At 32.9% G+C, this 21,149-nt stretch carries 17 protein-coding genes; 14 read left to right on the top strand and 3 right to left on the bottom strand.

The features are described from left to right. The first annotated feature begins 18 nt into the window (after positions 1–18). The 9 genes from ABTV69_RS06990 to rpe all read left to right on the top strand — a co-directional run bounded on the left by ABTV69_RS06990 (position 19) and on the right by rpe (position 12,564). Positions 19–966 carry an energy transducer TonB gene (locus tag ABTV69_RS06990; protein ID WP_433834910.1) on the top strand — a complete coding sequence of 316 codons (948 nt, stop codon included), beginning with the start codon at positions 19–21 and terminating at the stop codon, positions 964–966. 150 nt (positions 967–1,116) lie between these two features. Continuing rightward, positions 1,117–1,383 carry a 30S ribosomal protein S15 gene (rpsO, locus tag ABTV69_RS06985; protein ID WP_008466503.1) on the top strand — a complete coding sequence of 89 codons (267 nt, stop codon included), beginning with the start codon at positions 1,117–1,119 and terminating at the stop codon, positions 1,381–1,383. 179 nt (positions 1,384–1,562) lie between these two features. Further along, positions 1,563–3,707 carry a polyribonucleotide nucleotidyltransferase gene (locus ABTV69_RS06980; protein ID WP_433834909.1) on the top strand — a complete coding sequence of 715 codons (2,145 nt, stop codon included), beginning with the start codon at positions 1,563–1,565 and terminating at the stop codon, positions 3,705–3,707. A 319-nt stretch (positions 3,708–4,026) separates the two neighbouring features. Further along, positions 4,027–4,770 (top strand): hypothetical protein, encoded by a 744-nt coding sequence (locus ABTV69_RS06975; RefSeq protein WP_433834908.1) that lies wholly within the window; start codon positions 4,027–4,029, stop codon positions 4,768–4,770. Between the two features lie 6 nt (positions 4,771–4,776). Beyond that, positions 4,777–7,554: a TonB-dependent receptor gene (locus tag ABTV69_RS06970; RefSeq protein ID WP_433834907.1), complete on the top strand. Its 2,778-nt coding sequence runs from the start codon at positions 4,777–4,779 to the stop codon at positions 7,552–7,554. 24 nt (positions 7,555–7,578) lie between these two features. Further along, positions 7,579–8,769, top strand: a complete 1,191-nt coding sequence (locus ABTV69_RS06965; protein ID WP_433834906.1) for a DUF4249 domain-containing protein — start codon at positions 7,579–7,581, stop codon at positions 8,767–8,769. Further along, a complete protein-coding gene (locus ABTV69_RS06960; protein ID WP_433834905.1) occupies positions 8,757–10,523 on the top strand; it encodes a hypothetical protein in 1,767 nt (588 codons plus the stop codon). Before ABTV69_RS06965 ends, ABTV69_RS06960 begins: the two co-directional genes overlap by 13 nt. 132 nt (positions 10,524–10,655) lie before the next feature. After that, positions 10,656–11,519, top strand: a complete 864-nt coding sequence (locus ABTV69_RS06955; protein WP_007804760.1) for a sigma-70 family RNA polymerase sigma factor — start codon at positions 10,656–10,658, stop codon at positions 11,517–11,519. Positions 11,520–11,901: 382 nt separating this feature from the next. Continuing rightward, positions 11,902–12,564 (top strand): ribulose-phosphate 3-epimerase, encoded by a 663-nt coding sequence (gene rpe, locus ABTV69_RS06950; protein ID WP_433834904.1) that lies wholly within the window; start codon positions 11,902–11,904, stop codon positions 12,562–12,564. Here rpe and ABTV69_RS06945 read toward each other — a convergent pair. Together ABTV69_RS06945 and ABTV69_RS06940 are read right to left on the bottom strand one after the other, a co-directional pair. Further along, positions 12,541–13,335, bottom strand: a complete 795-nt coding sequence (locus tag ABTV69_RS06945) for a DNA/RNA non-specific endonuclease (protein WP_433834903.1) — start codon at positions 13,333–13,335, stop codon at positions 12,541–12,543. The genes rpe and ABTV69_RS06945 overlap by 24 nt on opposite strands. A 92-nt stretch (positions 13,336–13,427) precedes the next feature. After that, positions 13,428–15,611: a carboxy terminal-processing peptidase gene (locus ABTV69_RS06940; protein ID WP_433834902.1), complete on the bottom strand. Its 2,184-nt coding sequence runs from the start codon at positions 15,609–15,611 to the stop codon at positions 13,428–13,430. A 213-nt stretch (positions 15,612–15,824) separates the two neighbouring features. On the opposite strand from ABTV69_RS06940, the gene surE reads away from it, so the two are divergent. From surE to ABTV69_RS06915, 5 genes are all read left to right on the top strand, one after another. After that, the gene (gene surE / locus ABTV69_RS06935) at positions 15,825–16,604 is read left to right on the top strand and encodes a 5'/3'-nucleotidase SurE (protein WP_433834901.1); all 780 of its coding nucleotides are present in this window, start codon (positions 15,825–15,827) and stop codon (positions 16,602–16,604) included. Then, complete coding sequence (locus ABTV69_RS06930; protein WP_433834900.1) at positions 16,597–16,866, top strand: hypothetical protein; 270 nt, start codon at positions 16,597–16,599, stop codon at positions 16,864–16,866. The genes surE and ABTV69_RS06930 overlap by 8 nt, the downstream gene beginning before the upstream one ends. Before the next feature lie 66 nt (positions 16,867–16,932). After that, a complete protein-coding gene (lpxB, locus tag ABTV69_RS06925; protein ID WP_433834899.1) occupies positions 16,933–18,054 on the top strand; it encodes a lipid-A-disaccharide synthase in 1,122 nt (373 codons plus the stop codon). Positions 18,055–18,060: 6 nt separating this feature from the next. After that, on the top strand, positions 18,061–18,558 hold the full coding sequence (locus ABTV69_RS06920) for a C40 family peptidase (RefSeq protein WP_433834898.1): 498 nt from the start codon (positions 18,061–18,063) through the stop codon (positions 18,556–18,558). Between the two features lie 50 nt (positions 18,559–18,608). Then, positions 18,609–20,633, top strand: coding sequence for a ComEC/Rec2 family competence protein (locus ABTV69_RS06915; RefSeq protein ID WP_433834897.1), 2,025 nt, complete (start codon positions 18,609–18,611; stop codon positions 20,631–20,633). A 1-nt stretch (position 20,634) separates the two neighbouring features. On the opposite strand, the gene ABTV69_RS06910 is transcribed toward ABTV69_RS06915, so the two are convergent. Beyond that, on the bottom strand, positions 20,635–21,084 hold the full coding sequence (locus ABTV69_RS06910) for a thioredoxin family protein (protein WP_433834896.1): 450 nt from the start codon (positions 21,082–21,084) through the stop codon (positions 20,635–20,637). Between the last annotated feature and the right edge of the window lie 65 nt (positions 21,085–21,149).

Here is a 21,149-nt window from a genome sequence, read left to right as displayed (position 1 = left end):
AAAAAAAATAGCCGTCAAATGAAAAAAAAATTATTCCTTCTTGTTCTTATTTTTATTTCCCTGAATTTTTCTGCACAGAAAAACCCTTCTATGGCAGTTTATCTAGACTCTACCTACCGTGAAACATCAGAAGAAAACCATAAATATGTTAGAGTTGTCGAAGATTACTACACGAATAAGGACACTTATAAAGTAACTATATTATACAAGTCTGGTGCTAAAAAAATGATAGGAACAACTTTAAGCAAAGATGTACTTAAAAGAGACGGCACCTTTATTTACTATTATGAAAACGGCATTAAAGAAGCAATTATAACATATTCTGAAGATTGGAAAACAGGGAAAGAATATAAATGGTATAATAACGGGAATATAAAATTCGAAAAGGAAAACTTTCCCGACCCAAAAAATAAAACCTCAAAAACACTTCTTTTAAAATTCTGGAATAAAAAAAATGAATTGACCGTCAATGATGGAAATGGTGAATGTGACGATACTGATGATGATTTTCAGGAAAAAGGAAAAATAAAAGACGGCCTTAAAGATGGCGTTTGGCAAGGAAGTGATTTAAAAAATAAAATTACATACACCGAGACTTATAAGGACGGAAATCTAATTTCTGGAATAAGTACAGATAAAAACGGAATGAAATATTCTTATTCCAAATTATTTGAAAAACCATTACCACAGGCAGGTTTAGACAACTTTTATAGGAAAGTTGCTCAGAATTACAAAACTCCTGAGGACGCATTAAAAAATAAAGTCACAGGTAAAATTTATGTTTCTTTTGTTGTCGACGAAACAGGCAAAGTTACCAAACCTATAATCATAAAAGATTTAGGTTATGGAACAGGTGAAGAAGCTATAAGAGTTTTGAATATTGCAGGAGATTGGATTCCTGGAAAATTTAGAGGCATGAAAAGAAGTGCACTTTACTCTTTACCAATAACTGTAACTAGTAGATAAAACAATTCTAAATTATTAAAAATAAATTTCTTAGCCCCTATTTTCAGATTCTTTTATTTTTTTTTGATTTTTCTGTTTTTTTAATCTAATTTTGCACCCGTCTTACAAAAGTTGTATGGCATACATAAAAATCATTAAAACAATATTGGAATGTATTTAACTAAAGAAAAGAAAGAAGAAATCTTCGCTCAACACGGTGGTGCAACAAACACAGGAAGTGCAGAAGGTCAAATCGCGTTGTTCACTTACAGAATTTCTCACTTAACTGAACACTTGAAAAAAAATCGTCACGATTACAACACTGAGCGTTCTCTTGTACTATTAGTAGGTAAAAGAAGAGCTTTGTTGGACTACTTGAAAAAGAAAGATATCAACAGATATCGTGAGATTATCAAAGTATTGAATATCAGAAAATAATCAATATAGAAAAGAGGTGCGAAAGTGCCTCTTTTTGTTTTTACATCAGAGCTATTTATAATAAGCATATTACAAGAAAAAAAGTTTGGTTTTTCATTGGGTTTTAGATAACAACAACTACACACAACAACAACTACAACACAACTAAAACCCATTGTATAATCAAAAAGGAAAAATTTATGATTCCACAAGTTTCACAAGAAATTATCGATTTAGGAGATGGAAGAAGCATCTCAATCGAAACTGGTAAATTAGCAAAACAAGCCGATGGTTCAGTTGTTGTACGTTTAGGAAACTGTATGCTTTTGGCAACTGCAGTTTCTGCAAGAACATCTAACCCAGGTGTTGACTTTTTACCTTTAACGGTAGATTACCGTGAAAAATTTGCTGCTGCAGGACGTTTCCCAGGAGGATTTTTCAAAAGAGAAGCAAGACCAAGCGACAGTGAGGTATTAACAATGAGATTAGTAGACCGTGTATTACGTCCGCTTTTCCCAGACGATTACCATGCTGAAACTCAGGTTATGATTCAATTAATGTCTCACGATGACAATGTTATGCCAGACGCATTAGCTGGTTTAGCTGCATCTGCTGCATTAGCTGTTTCTGATATTCCTTTTTACAACTTAATTTCTGAAGTACGTGTTGCACGTATCGACGGAAAATTAGTTATCAACCCAAGTAGAGAAGAATTAGAAAAATCTGATATCGACATGATGATTGGAGCTTCTATGGATTCTGTTGCTATGGTGGAAGGTGAGATGAAAGAAATCTCAGAAGCAGAAATGGTTGAAGCAATTAAATTTGCACACGAAGCTATTAAAGTTCAAATTGTTGCCCAACAAAAATTAAGAGCAAAATTAAGCTCTCAAGAATACAGAACTTACGAAGGTGAAATCGAAGACGAAGCTGTTTACGCTAAAGTAAAAGCTGCTGCTTACGACAAATGCTATGCAATTGCTCAAGAAGCTTCTGGAAAAGCAGAAAGAGGTGAAAAATTCGCAGCTGTAAAAGACGAAGCAAAAGCTTTATTTACAGAAGAAGAATACGCTGAAAATGCAGATCTTGCTGGTTTAGTTGGAAAATATTTCTACAAAACAAACAAAGAAGCAGTTCGTAATGTTATTCTTGAAAAAGGAATTCGTCTAGACGGTAGAAAAACAACAGAGATCAGACCAATCTGGTGTGAAACTGATTATTTACCATCTGTTCACGGATCTTCTTTATTTACACGTGGAGAAACTCAAGCTTTGGCTACAGTAACTTTAGGAACTTCTAAAGAAGCGAACCAAATCGATTCTCCATCTGAGCAAGGTGAAGAGAAATTCTACTTACACTATAACTTCCCTCCTTTCTCTACTGGTGAAGCAAAACCATTAAGAGGAACTTCAAGAAGAGAAGTTGGTCATGGTAACTTAGCTCAAAGAGCTTTAAAAAATATGATTCCTGCAGATTGTCCTTACACAATCCGTGTTGTTTCTGAGGTTTTAGAATCTAACGGTTCTTCTTCTATGGCAACAGTTTGTGCTGGAACAATGGCTCTTATGGATGCTGGAGTTCAAATGACAAAACCAGTTTCTGGTATTGCTATGGGATTAATTACTGACGGTGAGAAATTTGCTGTATTGTCTGATATCTTAGGAGACGAAGATCACTTAGGAGATATGGACTTCAAAGTAACTGGAACTGCTGATGGTATTACGGCTTGCCAAATGGACATCAAAATCGAAGGATTACGTTATGACATTATGGAACAAGCTTTAGCACAAGCTCGTGACGGACGTTTGCACATTTTAGGAAAATTAACTGAGACTATTGCTGCTCCAAGAGCAGAAGTTAAAGCTCACGCACCAAAAATCATTACTAGAACTATTCCTGGAAACTTTATTGGCGCATTAATCGGACCTGGCGGAAAAGTAATTCAAGAATTACAAAAAGCTACAGGAACTACAATTGTAATCAACGAAGTTGACGAGCAAGGAGTTGTTGAAATTTTAGGAACTAATCCAGACGGAATTAAAGCTGTATTATCTAAAATTGATGCTTTAACTTTCAAACCTCAAGTTGGAGAAGCTTATGAAGTAAAAGTGATTAAAATGCTTGATTTTGGAGCTGTTGTAGAATATACTGCGGCACCTGGAAACGAAGTATTGCTTCACGTATCTGAATTGGCTTGGGAACGCACTGAAAACGTTGCTGACGTAGTTAAAATGGGAGATGTATTCCAAGTGAAATACTTAGGAGTTGATCCTAAAACCAAAAAAGAAAAAGTGTCTAAAAAAGCACTAGTTCCAAGACCTCCACGTGAGGATAAAAAAGAGTAATCAGATCTTAGTTTACTAAAGGTTTATTCATAAAAAACCCCTATTCTTTATCGAATTGGGGTTTTTCTTTTTTTATTATATACCGCTTAACTTTTTAAATTGCCAATTTCATTTTTCATATCTAATATTCCTACATCTGCTTCCTGAATGCCTGTATTCATGTTTTTCATTGATAAACTTAAAAATACAGCAATAATTACACTGTCAATTAAAAAAACATAAATAAAATATCACAATTTAACAAATTTGCGTTTTATTTATAACCTTTTTTTAATACATTTGGGAACTACCAAAACAAATCATTAAACTACTGAATCCTTTGAAAAATTATCAAAAAAAGATAATATTCCTAACTTTATTTGGATTATTATTAAGTATTAATTCCATTCACAGCCAAAGTACTAAAGAAATCGAAATCTATAATTGGTTTGACAAAAGCATTGGAAAAAACAATCTCGACATTAACAATGGTGTTTTGCATACCAATCCTTACAGCACCATTGATGGCAGCACTATCTATTTTAAAGAAGATAAATTTGAAAAAGGAATTTTGGCTTTTGAAGGTCAAACTTACTATGACACCTCTTTAAAATATGATGTTTACAGGGACATTTTAATCCTTAATCCTCATAATGCATCAGAATTAATTGGAATCAGCCTTGTTAAAGAGAAAGTAGATTCGTTTTCATTGTATAATAGAAATTTCGTTAAACTTAATAAAGAACAATATAATTTACCAAGCTTAACAACTGGTTACTATGAAGTTGGAGAAAACACTTCAGATTTTACTTTTTACATTAAACACAGCAAAGCAATAAATAAAACAGTTAGAGAGGATGGTATTTTCTATCACTTCAAATCTAAAAGCAATTACTTTTTGGCATACAAAAAAACGCTATATGTTGCTGACAGTAAAAGTGACATCATTAAAATATTCCCAAACAAGAAGAAATACATTAATGAGTTTTATGAAATGAATAGAGAACAGAGAAAAACGGATCTCAATTTATTTATGAAAAATTTAATGAAATATATTAACAACTCTCTTTCGATTGAAAAATAAGACTGCATGAAAAAAATTTTACTCGCCTTTGTTATTATATTATCATGTAACTTTTCATTTTCCCAAAATAATGAAAAACTATCCGTAACATTTAATAACAAAACTTTATCAGAAGCAATAAAAACTATTGAAGCCTCTACATCGTACAAATTTTATTTTGATCCTGTTTGGGTGGATGCTAATAAAACTTTGATATCTGAAAGCTACAGCAATGTCACGATCGATGAATTACTTGATAAATTATTAAGTAAAACCGATTTGAATTTTATCGTTTTAAATAGGAAAGTCATCTTGACTCTTAATCAGACAATTCATGATGATCTACCTGCCGGATTTTTTGCTGACACCCCTGCAGATCCAGCAAACAAAGAAAATAACGGTATAAATCCCGTTTTCTATAAGCAATATGATTCATTAAACACGTACAGCGTAACTAAAAAATCAGCTGTTATATTTATTGGAAAAGAAAACAGCAATGCGCCTAAAAAGAATTACACCATAACAGGAACAATTCGAAATGAAGAAACTGGTAAAGCTGAGCCAAATATTTATATCAGAGTAAAAAATAAAAACATCAACACTTCTACTGATTTAGATGGAAATTATACTCTAGTACTTCCTAGAGGTACGAATGTCATTGAGATTAAATCTTTAAATCACAAAGATGTCACCAAAACTGTCGTTGTATATGATGACGGAAATCTTGATGTAAATATCAACGAAAAATCAAATCAGCTTGATGAAGTTGTTATTAAAAAGAAAGGACAAAAAACAACTGAAACGGTAATTTCTGGCTTAGTTTCTATCGATATTGAAGGAATAAAAAATGTTCCTCTGATTCTTGGAGAACGAGATATTTTAAAGGTCGCCACTACTTTTCCAGGTATTAAGACAACAGGCGAAGGATCTGCCGGATTTAATGTTCGTGGAGGAAAGGAAGATCAAAACTTAATTCTTCTTGACAATGCTGTTCTATATAATCCTCAGCATTTTTTAGGTTTTTTCTCGGCAATAAATCCCTATACTGCTAAGAAAGCAGATATCTACAAAGGGAGTATTCCTGCCAGTTATGGAGGTAGACTATCTTCTGTCTTTGATATTGGAACAAAAAATGGCAATCCAGAAAAATTTTCTGGCGAAGGTGCTATAGGACCAATTACGTCAAATTTAAGTTTTGGCCTTCCTATTCAAAAAAATAAATCAAGCATCCTTTTCGGTGCAAGAGCAACTTATTCTGACTGGATCCTCAAAACGTTAGATGATGAAAATTTAAAAAATAGCGAAGCAGGATTTTATGATGGAATCTTAAAATACAACAACGCTTTAAATGCTAATAATAATTTAGAAGCAACAGTATATTACAGTAATGACAGATTTAGAATTAGTTCTGATTCTTTGTATAAATATAGCAATAGACTTGCGTCTTTAAAATGGGATCACACTTTTAGCGATAGACATAAATCGGCATTTATTTTTACAAATAGCGAATATAAATTCAATATTGATTATCATTCAGCAGACGTAAACTCTTTTGATTTTGGATATAAAATTAACGAGTCGCAATTGCAATTAAAATTCAATTATGAATTGAATAAAAAACACAATATTTCTTATGGAATATCTAGCAAATTATACAATATTTCCCCTGGTTACCAACATCCAACAAATCCAAATGCCACACTAGTTCCTACAGACATTGACAAAGAAAAAGGACTCGAATCGGCGGCATATCTTTCTGACAGCTATAAATTGAGCGAAAAATTGTTGATTGATTTGGGAGTACGCTATTCCACATATTCTGCTTTAGGAGAAGCTGATGTAAATGTTTATGAGAAAGGGCTTCCTTTAAACGACGCAACAGTTATTAGAACGGATCATTATGGAAAAAACGAAGTAATTAAAACGTACGGTGGTTTTGAACCTCGCCTTGCAGCCAGATATTTCTTTAGTGAAGATTTTTCTATAAAAGCAGGTTACGACATGACGAGACAATATATTCACCTACTTTCCAGCAATGTAACGCAATCTCCAACAGACACATGGAAATTATCAGATGCCAATGTACGCCCACAAAGCGCTCAACAGTTTTCTTTAGGACTTTACAAAAATCTTGATGACGAAACATATGAACTTAGCTTGGAAGGATATTACAAAAAATCTAAAAATATATTAGATTACAAAGTTGGCGCACAATTATTATTAAACGAAAATGTTGAAACCGAGCTTTTGCAAGGCGATGGTAAGGCTTACGGAATTGAATTCTTAATTAAGAAACAAATCGGAAGGTTAAACGGGTGGCTCGGATACTCTTATTCAAGGTCATTAATTAAACTTGACGGAAATTTCAATGAAGAAAAGGTAAATAACGGACAATATTTTGCTGCAAATTTTGATAAGCCACACGATTTGAGCGCTGTATTAAATTATAAATTTACAAAACGATACAGCTTGTCTACTAATTTCTTATACCAAACTGGACGACCAATTACTTTCCCAATTGGAACATACAATTATGGCGGGGCTGAATATACTTTGTATAGCGATAGAAATAAATTTAGAATTCCAGATTACATCCGTTTAGATATTGGAATTAATATTGAAGGGAATCACAAAATAAAGAAATTGGCACACAGCTTCTGGAACATTTCTGTGTATAACGTGTTAGGAAGAAACAATCCTTATTCAATCTTTTTCGTAACCGATCAAAGCGGAAAAGTAAAAGGATACAAGACTTCAATTTTCTCGATTCCTGTCCCTAGTATCACTTACAATTTTAAATTTTAAAACAACAAAATGGATTCAAATATCATGAAAATAATAACAAAATACAGATCCATCTTTTTACTAGTATTGTTCGCAATTTTTACAAGCTGCGCAGAAAGCTATACATTATCGTCAGATAATTATGAAGAAGCTTTAGTGGTAGAAGCAACAATTACAAATGAGTTAAAAACCCAAGAAATAAAGCTTTCTAAAACAGCCAAATTAGAAGATGATGGTGTCGAAATAGAAAGTGGTGCTACTGTAACTATTAAAGACAACACAGGAACTGTTTATCCGTTTATTGAGAAAGACGGAATTTATGTTTCTGAAAATCCTTTCCAAGCAGCTGCAAATACTATCTATACATTAGAAATTAAAACCAAAGACGGAAAAGTTTATGAATCCACAAATGAGACATTAACTACAGAAAATCCTATTTTAGATGTTACACCGGCAGTAGTTACAGACAGCAAAGAAGGTAGAGGAGTTCAGATCCGTGTAACAAATTATGACCCTACCAATACCTCAAAATACTATAGATATGAGTATGAAGAAACCTACCAGATTGTTGCACCGGTTTGGAGACAGGAAAAACTTGTAGTTACAGGTCCAGAAAATGTAGAATTACAGCCAAACGATCCTAACACCCGTACATGTTATAGCACAAAAATTTCTAATGATATTATTCTGACTACAACAACAGACTTACAAGAAGATCGGGTTAATTTCCCAGTACGCTTTATTAGTGATCAAAATTATATCATCAGCCACCGTTACAGCATCTTAGTAAAACAATATGTACAGAGTTTAGCGTCTTACACATTTCGTAGAACAATGAAAGAAATTTCAAGTTCTGGAAGCGTGCTTTCGCCAAAACAGCCAGGTTTTGTTTCTGGAAACATTAGATGCGTATCGCATACTGATCAAAAAGCAATCGGTTTCTTTGAAGTTTCTTCTTTCTCATCGAAAAGAATGTTTTTTAATTACAAAGATCTTTTCCCAGGAGAACTTCTTCCCCCATATGTAACAGATTGTACAGAGGAAGAATACAAGTTCTGCTTTTACTTTAGCGCTCCCAATCCATGTGAAGGAAAGTTATTAATTGACCGACTTAATGCTAACCGCGTTAGATACAAATTTAATATTGAAGCTTCTTTTTATTACACTGTTCCAGTGGAATGTGGAGACTGCACATCTTTTTCGTCTAATCAAATACCTTCATTTTGGACAAATTAAAAAACATCATAGCATTGGTAGCGTTAATTTTTAGCGCACAATTGACAAACGCTCAACAAACCGTTACATTAGACGAAACGGTATTTATCCATGCAAATGCATCAACATTTGTGTCAGGAGAAACTATCTTATTTAAGATTTACTGTTTAAAATCTTCAGATAAAAGCCCTAGCACTATTAGTAAAATAGCCTATGTTGAATTAGTAGACGAAAACAAAAAATCGGTTTTCAAGACTAAAATAGCTTTAAGAAACAGCACCGGCGAAGGAGATTATTTCATTCCAACAACTGTAAAAACCGGAAATTACAAGCTCATTAGCTATACCACTTGGATGTTAAACAAAAAAGTAACTGATTATTTTCAGATAGATATCACCATTATTAACCCCTTCAAATCTGACATTAAAAATGGCACTGAAAACAAATTGAATCTTTCAGACTCCTCTAATCAATTAGCAAATAAAACAGAAACTGCACCAGCTTCTGGTAACATCGCAGAATCTAATCCAGATATAAAAGTCATACTGCCTAAAAAGACTTTTTCCAATCGTGAATTAGTAGATTTAAGAATTGAATCTGCAAACAGTTCATTTCAAGATGGGAATTATTCACTCTCTGTTAAAAGAATTGATAATATTTCTACCAAAAAACAGATTTCTGCTAATGAATTTGTAGCTTCATCGAGAGAAGTTGCTATTTTAGACATTCAAAACTCAGACAATAAACTGCATTTGCCTGAAGCCAGAGGACAAATTATTTCTGGTAAGATTACCTCTAAAACCGGTACGGATGATTTAAAAAATAAATTTATTGGCTTGTCTTTGCCAGGAAAATCTTTTGCTTTTGAAATTTCCCAAACTGATGCTCAAGGAAACTTCATCTTTTATTTAAAAGACACTTTTTATACATCAAGTATTACCGTTCAGCTTATTGACGAAAAGGCAAATAATTACACATTACTATTAAACGAAGACCCGGAAATAAATTACGAAGGATTATCTTTCCCAGCGTTTGCTAATCTTTCTTATACTTTAAAAGAGAGTATATTGGACAGATCTGTTTCTGCTCAAATTGAAAATGCTTATTTCCATAAAAAAATGGATAATATTTCAAAAACACCTGCAGTTGAACCGTTTTACACCCCTCTTGCCAAACAATATGTTTTAGACGATTATACTAGATTTAAGACCTTAAAAGAAACATCCACTGAAGTTGTTATAGACATATTTATTAGACAAAAAGATGGAAAAAATTATCTTCATGTCAACGATCCGAATGTTTTTCCTCAATTGCCAGAGCCAGCCTTAGTTCTCGTTGATGGATTATATTTGGAAAATCAAGATGATTTGATGAATTATCCAATGAAAAATGTTTACAAAGTTGATATCATAATTGGAAGATATTATGTGGGAGCAAAACCTTTTAACGGATTAATAAGTTTTACCACATTCGACAAGGATTTCACAAGTACGTTAACAGGAAGTTCACTGGTAAAATCAAACATCTTGAGTCCGAAACCAAAAAAAATATACAATAAAATTGAATACGTAAACCCAAACGAAGAATCTAGAATTCCAGATTACAGAAATCAGTTGTATTGGGTTCCAGAATTAAAATTAAATTCAAACAACACCTCATTCTACACTTCTGATATTTCAGGAAATTTTGAGATAAGATTGGAAGGATTCACAAAGAACGGAACACCTGTTTCAGTCAGCGAATTCATAGAAGTAAAAGATGCTTCTGCAAATTAAAGATTAAGCACTCAACTCCAACACTTTAAAGTGCTGGAGTTTTTTTTTGAAAAATATTTCTTTTAATTGTAACTTTTTTGATACTCCTTACGTATAACCATTTGTACACTTTAAAAATAGGGAGACAACAACATGAGACAACTTAAAATCACCAAGCAGGTAACTAATCGTGAAACTGCATCGTTAGATAAATATCTACAAGAAATTGGAAAAGTTGACCTAATTACCGCTGATGAAGAGGTAGAATTAGCACAAAGAATAAAGGCTGGTGATCAAAGAGCTTTAGAAAAACTAACAAAAGCCAACCTACGTTTCGTAGTATCTGTGGCTAAACAATATCAAAATCAAGGATTAACTCTTCCGGATTTAATTAATGAAGGAAACTTAGGTTTAATTAAAGCGGCTCAACGTTTTGATGAAACTCGTGGTTTTAAATTCATTTCTTACGCTGTATGGTGGATTCGTCAATCGATTCTTCAAGCATTAGCTGAACAATCTCGTATTGTACGTTTACCATTAAATAAAATTGGTTCTATCAATAAAATCAACAAAATGTATGCGTTATTAGAGCAATCTAACGAGCGCCCACCTTCTGCTGAAGAAATTGCAAAAGAACTTGATATGACTGTAAACGACGTAAAAGAGTCTATGAAAAACTCTGGACGTCACCTATCTATGGATGCACCTCTTGTTGAAGGAGAAGATTCTAATCTTTATGACGTATTGCGTTCTGGTGAATCTCCAAATCCAGATAGAGAATTAATTCACGAATCTCTTCGTACGGAAATCGAACGTTCTTTAGAAACATTAACTCCAAGAGAGGCAGATGTTGTACGTTTGTATTTTGGACTTGGCGACCAACACCCAATGACTCTTGAAGAAATTGGTGAAACTTTCGACCTAACTCGTGAGCGTGTTCGTCAAATTAAAGAAAAAGCAATCCGTCGATTGAAACACACTTCTAGAAGTAAAATCCTTAAAACATACTTAGGATAACAATATTAAATTTCAAATTTTTAAAAATTCCAAATTCCAAGCAACAATTGGAATTTGGTAATTTTAAAATTGGAATTTTACCCCAAACAACAGTTTGATTGACTGTTCGTTTTTTGATTGATGATTGAAACTCCGGCTGATTACCGGAGTTTTTTATTTTTTATTAGGAAGTTTTTTTTAACCGCAAAGAGCGTAAAGAATTATATAAAATTTTTCATCTAAGAAAATATGCTCGCAAAGTCGCAGAGTCGCAAAGTTTATTGTTCTTTGCGACTCTGCGACTTTGCGAGATTCTTAATAAACTTTGTGTGCTTTGCGTAAATCTTTGCACTCTTTTCGGTTAAAAAAAAATTATCTTTGCAAAAAAACAACACACACTACAATGAAAAATACATTTATTGCTCCTTCAGTTCTTGCTGCCGATTTTGCTAATTTACAGCGCGATGTCGAAATGATTAATAACAGTCAAGCTGATTGGTTTCATATCGATATTATGGATGGGGTTTTTGTTCCAAATATTTCGTTCGGAATGCCGGTTTTAGAAGCTATTTCAAAACATGCAAAAAAATACATCGATGTGCATTTAATGATTATTGATCCAGATCGCTACATTAAAACTTTTGCCGATTTAGGCGCAAATGGACTAACTGTACATTATGAAGCTTGCACGCACTTGCATAGAACGCTACAAGCAATTAAAGCAGAAGGAATGAAAGCTGGTGTTGCCATGAATCCGCATACTAATGTTGACTTGCTAGAAGATGTTATTAATGATATTGATGTAGTTTGCATTATGAGCGTTAACCCTGGATTTGGAGGACAATCATTCATCGAAAACACTTACGATAAAGTAAAGAAACTAAAGGCATTAATTGTGCGCAAAAACGCTTCAACCTTAATCGAAATTGATGGTGGTGTTACAAGCAAAAACGCTAAACAATTAATAGAAGCTGGTGCAGATATTTTAGTTGCTGGAAGCTTTGTTTTTAAAGCTGAAAATCCAACAGAAACAATTGCCGGCTTAAAAGTCCTTACTACTTTTTAGATTTTTAAGATTCGGAAAGAAATCAATTCCGGTCATTTTCTCTAAAGTCTCAATCTGGACCACAAAGTCGTAAATGGATTTGACGCTTTTCTCGTTTGGAACTAAAAAAGCAATTGCTTTGTGCTCTTTACCGTCTTTAGCTAAAACAATTTTATAAAAATATTTAGGAACAGCGACATTCTCTGTTCCTATTTTTTTATCCGAATCTTTCGCAATTCCGCCAGTTACAACATAAATATCATTGTATTTCCCTGCCCAATAGCGTGTCTTTTGCTCAATTCTATTCCAAATTCCAGCATTAAATTCTTTTTTCTGCGGAGAAATATTCGAAGTATAAAAAGTATCGTTGTACGCCTCTTTGTTAAATTCCATGTCTCCTGCCGGACAAAGATGCCCTTTATCATAACCAGAGTTTTTATAGTTTCTCCAATCTGCAGAACCTGTAGTAACTTTTGGATCTTCAATAAAATATGGCCTTTTATAATCATGATTTTTCAGATATTCCTTTTTCAATTCATACGCTACCCATTCAGCCTGTTCAAAGTTTTCATTATACGATAAAGTATAATATTGATGTTTTACAATCTGTTTTGTTGTCGATGTCGGCAAATAAGCAACCGAATACACAGAATCGGTACTAGCATAATTTCCTTTAAAAGAAACTGCTTCTTTATTTGCATTTTCTTTCTCTAAATTTTCCTTTTCTACGTTCTCTTTTTTACAAGAAAACAGTGCAAAACTCATTAAAACCAAACTTAAACAAACTTTCATAATTCTATTTTTATAAGTTAAACTTACAAAAAAACGCTCCATAAATTCAAAAATTTATAGAGCGTTTTTAACAAATTAAATTCTGTTCGAACTTAAGACTTCACTAGTTTGTCCTTTTTCATTTTAGGATTCACTGTATTTTTTACCAAACTTTTAGATTGCAAATCATCCAATACATTTAAAGCTTCTTCTACATAAACATCTTTAGATAAAGCTTGGTGCCATGCATCTCTTTTCTCTTTTAAAGAAGCATCAGCTTTCATTTCATCCTGTTCATATGGCAATGATTTAAAAATTAAATCATTTTTGTAATCAGAGATTGGTTTGTATTTTTTTCCTTCGTTTTCAACTTGTTCTTGTGTTGCTTTAAAACTCTTAATATTCAAGCTGTAAACGTTTTCCTTGTTCTTAACATCAATCCATTTCGCATTATCATCAATTAATTTAAATTGAGGATTTTGAGCAATTCTGTTTTTACTGTTATTAATCGCTTTAGCAAAATTTTCATTAGAATTCCAAGTGCTATAATCTGCTGGATCAATTTTATCCCAAGGCATTGCATTGTCAATATCTCTCTCACCCATTTTTAAGTAGGCATAACGATCTGGCATAACCACATCACTATGAACGCCTTCTAATTGAGTAGAACCTCCGTTAATTCTATAGAATTTTTGTCCTGTAATTTTCAATGCTCCAAGATCTCCATAGTTTGCATTACGTACAAACTGATTCAAATCTAGCACATTTTGCACAGTTCCTTTACCGTAGGTTTGTTTACTTCCGATAATTACACCACGTTTGTAATCCTGAATTGCCGCCGCTAAAATCTCAGATGCCGAAGCAGAAAAGCTGTTTACCATGATAACCAATGGCCCATCCCATTCGATTTTTTTATCTTTATCGTATAAAACTTCTTTCTTTTTGCCAGCCGATTTTACCTGAACAATTGGCCCTTCTTCAATAAATAAACCTGCAATATCAACTACTGTAGAAAGAGATCCTCCGCCATCATCGCGAACGTCTAAAACAATACCATTAACATTCTCTTGTTTCAATCTTTCTACTTCTTTAGCAATATCTTTTCCTGCATCACGTCCATCTTTGTTTTCAAAATCGATATAAAATTTAGGAAGATAAATAACCCCATATTTTAAACCATTTTTCTCAACAACACTAGACTTAGCATACGTTTCTTCGATTTCAACAACATCACGAATGATAGAAATCACTTTAATAGAACCGTCTACTTTTTTAACTGTCAGTTTTACTTCAGTTCCTTTATGACCTTTAATTTTCTTCACAACATCATCCAAACGCATTCCCACAACATCAACAGGCTCTTCATTTCCTTGAGCAACTTTCAAGATTAAATCTCCTGCTTCCAATTGTTTTCCTTTCCAAGCTGGACCTCCAGAAATTAACTCATCAATTTGAGTAAAATCATTTTTCTTAGTTAAACGAGCTCCAATACCTTCCAATTTACCGCTTATATTTACATCAAAACGATCTTTTTCTTCTGGCGCAAAATAGCTTGTGTGCGGATCAAAACGAGCCATGATAGAATTTAAATACACAGAAAACCAGTAGTCTCTATTCAAATCTTTAATTACACTAAAATTATCATCCAGTGATTTTAAAGAACTTTCGCGAGTTTCTTTTTCTAAAGTTTCAAAAGATTTTTCTTTGTAAGCTGGATCTTTTTTCTTCTTTTCTTCTTCAATTTTTTGTTTGGTAACTAAAGACGAAAGAGTCGATAATTTGATTTGTTTTCTCCATCTTTCATTAATTTCAGTCAAGTTTTTTGCATACGGAATTTTTTCATAATCCGCATCAAAAGTCTCATCTACATTGTAGTTAAATGGCTGACTTAAAATTGTTTTATAACGTTTTTTACTCTCTTCCATACGCTTCATCAGCCTGGTATAAGTAAGGTTAAAAAACGTAATATCCTTATTTAAAAACTGATCATCCAGCATTAATTCATACTGCTTGAATTCGTCAATATCAGACTGAAGGAAAAATCTTTTTGAAGGGTCTAGAGCATCAATATAATCCTTGAAAATACCTTTAGAAAATTCATCATTTATTTCTGCTGGACTATAATGTCCTTTTTCAATAACAAATGCTAACAATTCTAAAAGTGTCTTGTCTTTGTTCGGATCTGGGTCGATTGTCCTATCGGCATTCATCTTAAATGCAAACAAGGTAAGCGATAAGCACAATACGGCTATGAGTATCTTATAATTTCTTTTCATAAACTTTATAATAGCATTCATCAATTTTTTTATCTAAGTTACGTTAAAAACTATGCCACGAGAGCTAACGTCACGATAATTTTTTGTTAAAGATATAAAAATGTTTAATTCGCAAAAAAGTTCTTTACCTTAGTTGACAAATTTTGCAGTTTTTGTGACTAATACCAAAGAATCTGTGACTAAATTCGTTTTTAAAATCTTACAATTGTTAAAATTACACATAATATTTATTAAATGAAAATTGAAAAACCACTTATATTAGTAACTAACGATGATGGAGTTTTGGCTCCCGGAATTAGGGCTCTTATTAGCGTCATGGAAACCATTGGCGATGTCATTGTTGTTGCCCCAGACAAACCGCAAAGCGCCATGGGTCACGCCATAACCGTCAACAATACGTTGTTTATTGATAAAATTTCCAAAGACAATGATGCAATTGCAGAATACAGCTGCTCTGGAACTCCTGTAGATTGTGTAAAACTGGCAGTAAACGAAATCTTGAAACGTAAACCGGATCTGTGCGTTTCTGGAATAAACCACGGATCAAATTCTTCCATCAATGTCATTTATTCTGGAACCATGAGTGCTGCTGTAGAAGCTGGAATCGAAGGTATCCCTGCCATCGGATTTTCTCTTTTAGATTTTGATTGGAATGCCGATTTTGAACCTATAAAATCCTTCGTAAAAAAAATAACTTTAGAAACCTTAGCCAATAAACTACCTCTTGGAGTGGTTTTAAACGTGAATTTTCCAAAACTAAAGGAATCCGAAATAAAAGGAATTAAAGTCTGTCGTCAAGCGAAAGCCTACTATGCACAGAAATTTGAAAAAAGACAAACCCCATTTGGAAAAGACTATTATTGGCTTGCCGGAAAATTTGTCAATGAAGATAAAGGCGAAGATACCGACGAATGGGCATTGGCAAACGGATACATTTCTGTCGTTCCAGTTCAATTTGATTTGACTGCCCACCACTCTATTCAACAACTTAACACTTGGAAATTAAATGGCTAAAGAAATACTTATCGGTTTTTTAATCGGAATTTTTACAGCACTTTTAGGAAGTTATTTATTTATCTCTTTTTTCACAACATTTGATATTTCTTCTGGACTTGGAATTATTAGAGAACACGGATACCTTGGAAAAATAATCACTTTAGGAACGCTTCTAGATCTTGCTGTTTTTGCTATTCTGCTAAAAAGAAACAAAGAGTTTATGGCTAGAGGCGTAATTTTAGCCGTGATTGTTTTGGCAATTTCGACATTAGTTATTTAAATCCTATCTTTGCTATGTTGTCATTATTATGGAATTACAACATAGCACATTTACAAAAAAACCAACATGAAGTATTACATAATTGCAGGAGAAGCCTCTGGAGATTTACATGGTTCTAATTTAATGAAGGCATTGTATGTCGAAGATCCAGAAGCAGAAATAAGATTTTGGGGCGGAGATTTAATGCAAAAAGCAGGCGGAACTCTAGTAAAACACTATCGTGATCTGGCTTTTATGGGCTTTATTGAGGTGATTTTCAATTTAAAAACCATTTTAAACAATATTAAAATCTGCAAAAAAGACATCTTGGAGTTTCAACCCGATGTAATTATTTTTATTGATTATCCTGGTTTTAATATGCGAATTGCAAAATGGGCAAAAGCATTGAACTACAAAACCCATTATTATATTTCTCCACAAATTTGGGCTTGGAAAGAAAACCGAATCAAGGCAATCAAACAAGACGTTGATAAGATGTATGTTATTTTGCCTTTCGAAAAAAGCTTTTACGAAGACAAACATCATTTTCCAGTAGATTTTGTTGGACATCCGCTTATTGATGCCATTCAGAATCAGCCTCCTTTTGATGAAACTTTGTTTAGAAAAGAAAATAATTTGGGTGAAAAACCAATTATTGCTGTTCTGCCAGGAAGCCGTAAACAGGAAATTACCAAAATGCTGAGCGTAATGTTGAGCGTTGTTGACGATTTTCAGGATTATGAATTTGTAATTGCAGGTGCACCAAGCCAAGAATACGAATTCTATCAGCAATTTTTAAAAAATAAAAATATTGCATTTGTTTCGAACAAAACATACAGTTTATTACGGTCCGCAACAGCTGCTCTAGTAACTTCTGGAACAGCAACGCTTGAAACCGCTCTTTTTAAAGTGCCTGAAGTAGTTTGCTATAAAGGAAGCGAAGTTTCGTACCAGATTGCTAAACGCATTATTACATTAAAATACATTTCTCTTGTCAATCTAATTATGGATCAAGAAGTTGTAACCGAATTAATTCAAGGAGATTGCAACAAAAAACGAATTAAAGAAGAACTTCAAAAATTATTAGAGCCTAATCATCGCAATAAAGTGCTGCATAATTACGATATATTAGAAGAAAAATTAGGCGGAGTTGGAGCAAGTAAGAACACAGCAAAACTCATTGTTGCCGATTTGAAACAAAATAATTAATTGATTTTGAAAAGAATAATCCTTTTTCTGCTTTTGGCAATCGCTTTTGCATCTTGTAAATCGACTTCAACAGCGGTATCAAAAAGCAGTACAAAAAACGAATCTAAAAGAGAAAACAAAGCTCTGACTAACAATCTTATCGAAAAAGCAACCGATAATATTGGCGTGCGCTACAAAGCTGGAGGAACTACAAAAAGTGGATTTGACTGTTCTGGACTTGTTTACACCACTTTTAAAAGTGAAAATATCGAGCTTCCTAGAAGTTCTTATGATCAGGCAAAAATTGGCAAAGTGATTCCGTTAAACGATGCCAAAAAAGGTGATTTAATATTCTTTAAAACCAATAAAAGCCGACAAATCAATCATGTCGGATTGATTACAGAAGTTAACTCTGATGAAATCAAGTTTGTACATTCTTCTACTTCCAAGGGTGTAATTATTTCCTCTACCAAAGAACCTTATTACAAAAACTCTTTTGAGCAAGTAAACAGAGTTCTTCCATAAAAAATATATTTTTTTATTATTTTTCTTACAAAATTTAATACTTTTAAACCATGAAAGTATTCGATTTTCCGTTAGTAAAAATTGCAATTGCCTTTATACTTGGCATAATTGCATCATATTATCTGCATCTCTCCATTTCAATTATTATTTTTTTTCTTTTGTTAAGTTTTACCGCATTTTGTGGAGCTTCCATTTGGAATTTAAAACGAAACAGAAAATCGATTTTCTTTGGCCTTTCAAGTTATGCTTTAGCCTTTTGCATTGGAACTTTTACACTTTTAAGCCATACTGAAAACCTTCAAAAGAACAATTACACACACTTCCAAGCTGCATTTGAGCGAAAACAACCTATTACTTTAATTCTTAGAGAAAAATTAAAAAGCAACGATTACAGCGATCGCTATATTGGTTTGATAAAAACAATTTCAGGAAAAAATTATTCAGGAAAGGTAATTGTAAACGTTCAGAAAGACAGTACTAACAGCCGTTTGATTGTAGGAAACAACATTAAATTGCAAACGGTTTTACAGCAAAATAAACCAAGTAAAAATCCCAATCAGTTTGATTACAGTCGATATTTGGCCAACAAACAAATCTACGCTCAGATTTACTGCCAGAAAAAAGAAATTTTAGTTAGCAAAACGATTCAAAAAGACATTTGGTATTATTGCGCCAAATTGCATTCTAGAATAATCTCCAATCTCAAAGAATCAAATTTCAATCAAACGGAAATGAATGTTGCTTTGGCATTAATTCTAGGCCAGCAACAAGAGATTTCTCAGGATATCATTCAGGATTATCAATATTCTGGAGCAACACACATCTTATCTGTTTCGGGCCTCCACGTGGGTTTTATAATGCTCTTTATCACTTATATTCTCAAACCAATTCCAAATACAAAAAAAGGTTCCTTCTTTAAACTAACTTCCATTCTTGTTTCTTTAGCTGGCTTTGCCATAATTTCTGGCTTATCTCCTTCTGTTTTAAGATCTGTAGTCATGTTTTCTTTCCTAGCGATTGGAAATCATTTGCGCAGAAATGGAAATATCTATCACACTTTATTAGTTTCCATTTTACTAATTTTGCTTTTTGAACCCTATTTCTTATTTGATGTTGGTTTTCAATTAAGTTACATCGCTTTGTTTTTCATTCTTTGGCTACAGCCTATTTTAAAAAACATCTATAATCCAAAGAACAAACTCACGATTTATATTTGGGAAGCTCTAACAGTTTCATTCGCAGCTCAAATTGGCACATTGCCTTTATGTTTGTATTATTTCCACCAATTTCCAGGATTGTTTTTTGTTACCAATATTATCATCCTTCCTGTCTTATCTTTTATCATGATTGCTGGAATTGTAGTCATGATTATTGCCATTTTCGCCAGTCCTCCATTATTTATCACGCTGATTTTTGAGAAAAGCATCTATCTCCTCAATCTCATGATTCATGCTGTAGCTTCTGTAGATTCTTTCGTCATTCGAAACATCAGCTTTAATTTGTATCATTTTTGGGCCTTTTCATTGTTTATAATTGGCACAATCATTTGGATTAAAAAACCAAGTTTTAATAAGTTGCTTTTTGTCTTTGCTTCAATTATAACAATTCAGCTTTCTTTTATTTTAACCAAAATAGAAACAGAAAATGAAGAAGAACTTATTATTTACAACGAAAAAAATAATACGCTTATTTCTGAACGTTTAGGAAAAAATCTTACGCTTTTTACAGGAGTCACTCTTCCCGAAAATAATAGAAATATAAGTTCGTATCTCGTAGGAAACTCGATTTCGCAATCTAAAACTAAAGAAATTAGAAATGTACTTTATTTTAAAAACAACAAGATTCTAATAATTGACAGCACTAAAGTTTTTCCAGAAAAGGTTAATCCTGATATTTTAGTTCTTACGCAAAACTCCAAAATAAATCTGGATCGATTGCTAGAAAATCTTCATCCAAAAATTGTTATTACAGACGGATCAAATTCGAACTCGATTCAGAAATATTGGAAAAATAGCTGTCTCAAAAAAAATATCCCTTTTCATTCCACAAAAGAAAAGGGATATTATAAATTATAATTTATTCTGGATTTAAAATTAAATCTGATTCAGAAATCCATGATTTAACACCTGAAGCTTTATAGCCAATGAGGCCTAATTTATTAAAATTTGTTTTTCCTTTTCTACTGGTAACCTCAGAAAAACAGACTTGTGGAATTTCTTCGACACCAAAAGCATTTTTTAGTCTTAAATTTTGCTCCTTAGCCGCATCAGAAATAGAGGAATCAGAAAGATCCAATTTTACCAAAATAACATTCTTGCGAGACCACTCTTCAAAATCGCGAGTAGAAAAGATTTCATTTTGCAGCTGAGGATTTACACCTTGACTAGTAAAGAAAATAAGCAGCGGTTTTCTCTTTTCTGCGCTTGCAGCTACAGCATCATTGATATCTGTCTTCCATATTATATTTTGGCTATTCATATAATACGGAAATAAAAACAGTAGTAGGATAAGTAATTTTTTTGGCATATAATTTTGATTTTGGTTATGTTAATAAAACTAAAATAATACAAAAACAGAATCCGATAAAGATT

This window comes from Flavobacterium anhuiense, assembly GCF_050990855.1.
In the GTDB taxonomy this organism is placed as follows: domain Bacteria; phylum Bacteroidota; class Bacteroidia; order Flavobacteriales; family Flavobacteriaceae; genus Flavobacterium; species Flavobacterium anhuiense_C.
The sequence above is the reverse complement of the archived record's forward strand: the minus strand, read 5'-3'. Positions and strand labels throughout refer to the sequence as shown.

What these genes read in the sequence shown, in the direction of transcription:
- ABTV69_RS06955 (WP_007804760.1), top strand. Translation starts at nt 10,656, where the DNA reads ATGAGACAACTTAAAATCACCAAGCAGGTAACTAATCGTGAAACTGCA.
- ABTV69_RS06980 (WP_433834909.1), top strand. Translation starts at nt 1,563, where the DNA reads ATGATTCCACAAGTTTCACAAGAAATTATCGATTTAGGAGATGGAAGA.
- ABTV69_RS06970 (WP_433834907.1), top strand. Translation starts at nt 4,777, where the DNA reads ATGAAAAAAATTTTACTCGCCTTTGTTATTATATTATCATGTAACTTT.
- ABTV69_RS06930 (WP_433834900.1), top strand. Translation starts at nt 16,597, where the DNA reads ATGGCTAAAGAAATACTTATCGGTTTTTTAATCGGAATTTTTACAGCA.
- ABTV69_RS06965 (WP_433834906.1), top strand. Translation starts at nt 7,579, where the DNA reads ATGAAAATAATAACAAAATACAGATCCATCTTTTTACTAGTATTGTTC.
- lpxB (WP_433834899.1), top strand. Translation starts at nt 16,933, where the DNA reads ATGAAGTATTACATAATTGCAGGAGAAGCCTCTGGAGATTTACATGGT.
- ABTV69_RS06915 (WP_433834897.1), top strand. Translation starts at nt 18,609, where the DNA reads ATGAAAGTATTCGATTTTCCGTTAGTAAAAATTGCAATTGCCTTTATA.
- ABTV69_RS06990 (WP_433834910.1), top strand. Translation starts at nt 19, where the DNA reads ATGAAAAAAAAATTATTCCTTCTTGTTCTTATTTTTATTTCCCTGAAT.
- ABTV69_RS06940 (WP_433834902.1), bottom strand. Translation starts at nt 15,611, where the DNA reads ATGAATGCTATTATAAAGTTTATGAAAAGAAATTATAAGATACTCATA.
- ABTV69_RS06945 (WP_433834903.1), bottom strand. Translation starts at nt 13,335, where the DNA reads ATGAAAGTTTGTTTAAGTTTGGTTTTAATGAGTTTTGCACTGTTTTCT.
- surE (WP_433834901.1), top strand. Translation starts at nt 15,825, where the DNA reads ATGAAAATTGAAAAACCACTTATATTAGTAACTAACGATGATGGAGTT.
- ABTV69_RS06910 (WP_433834896.1), bottom strand. Translation starts at nt 21,084, where the DNA reads ATGCCAAAAAAATTACTTATCCTACTACTGTTTTTATTTCCGTATTAT.
- rpsO (WP_008466503.1), top strand. Translation starts at nt 1,117, where the DNA reads ATGTATTTAACTAAAGAAAAGAAAGAAGAAATCTTCGCTCAACACGGT.
- rpe (WP_433834904.1), top strand. Translation starts at nt 11,902, where the DNA reads ATGAAAAATACATTTATTGCTCCTTCAGTTCTTGCTGCCGATTTTGCT.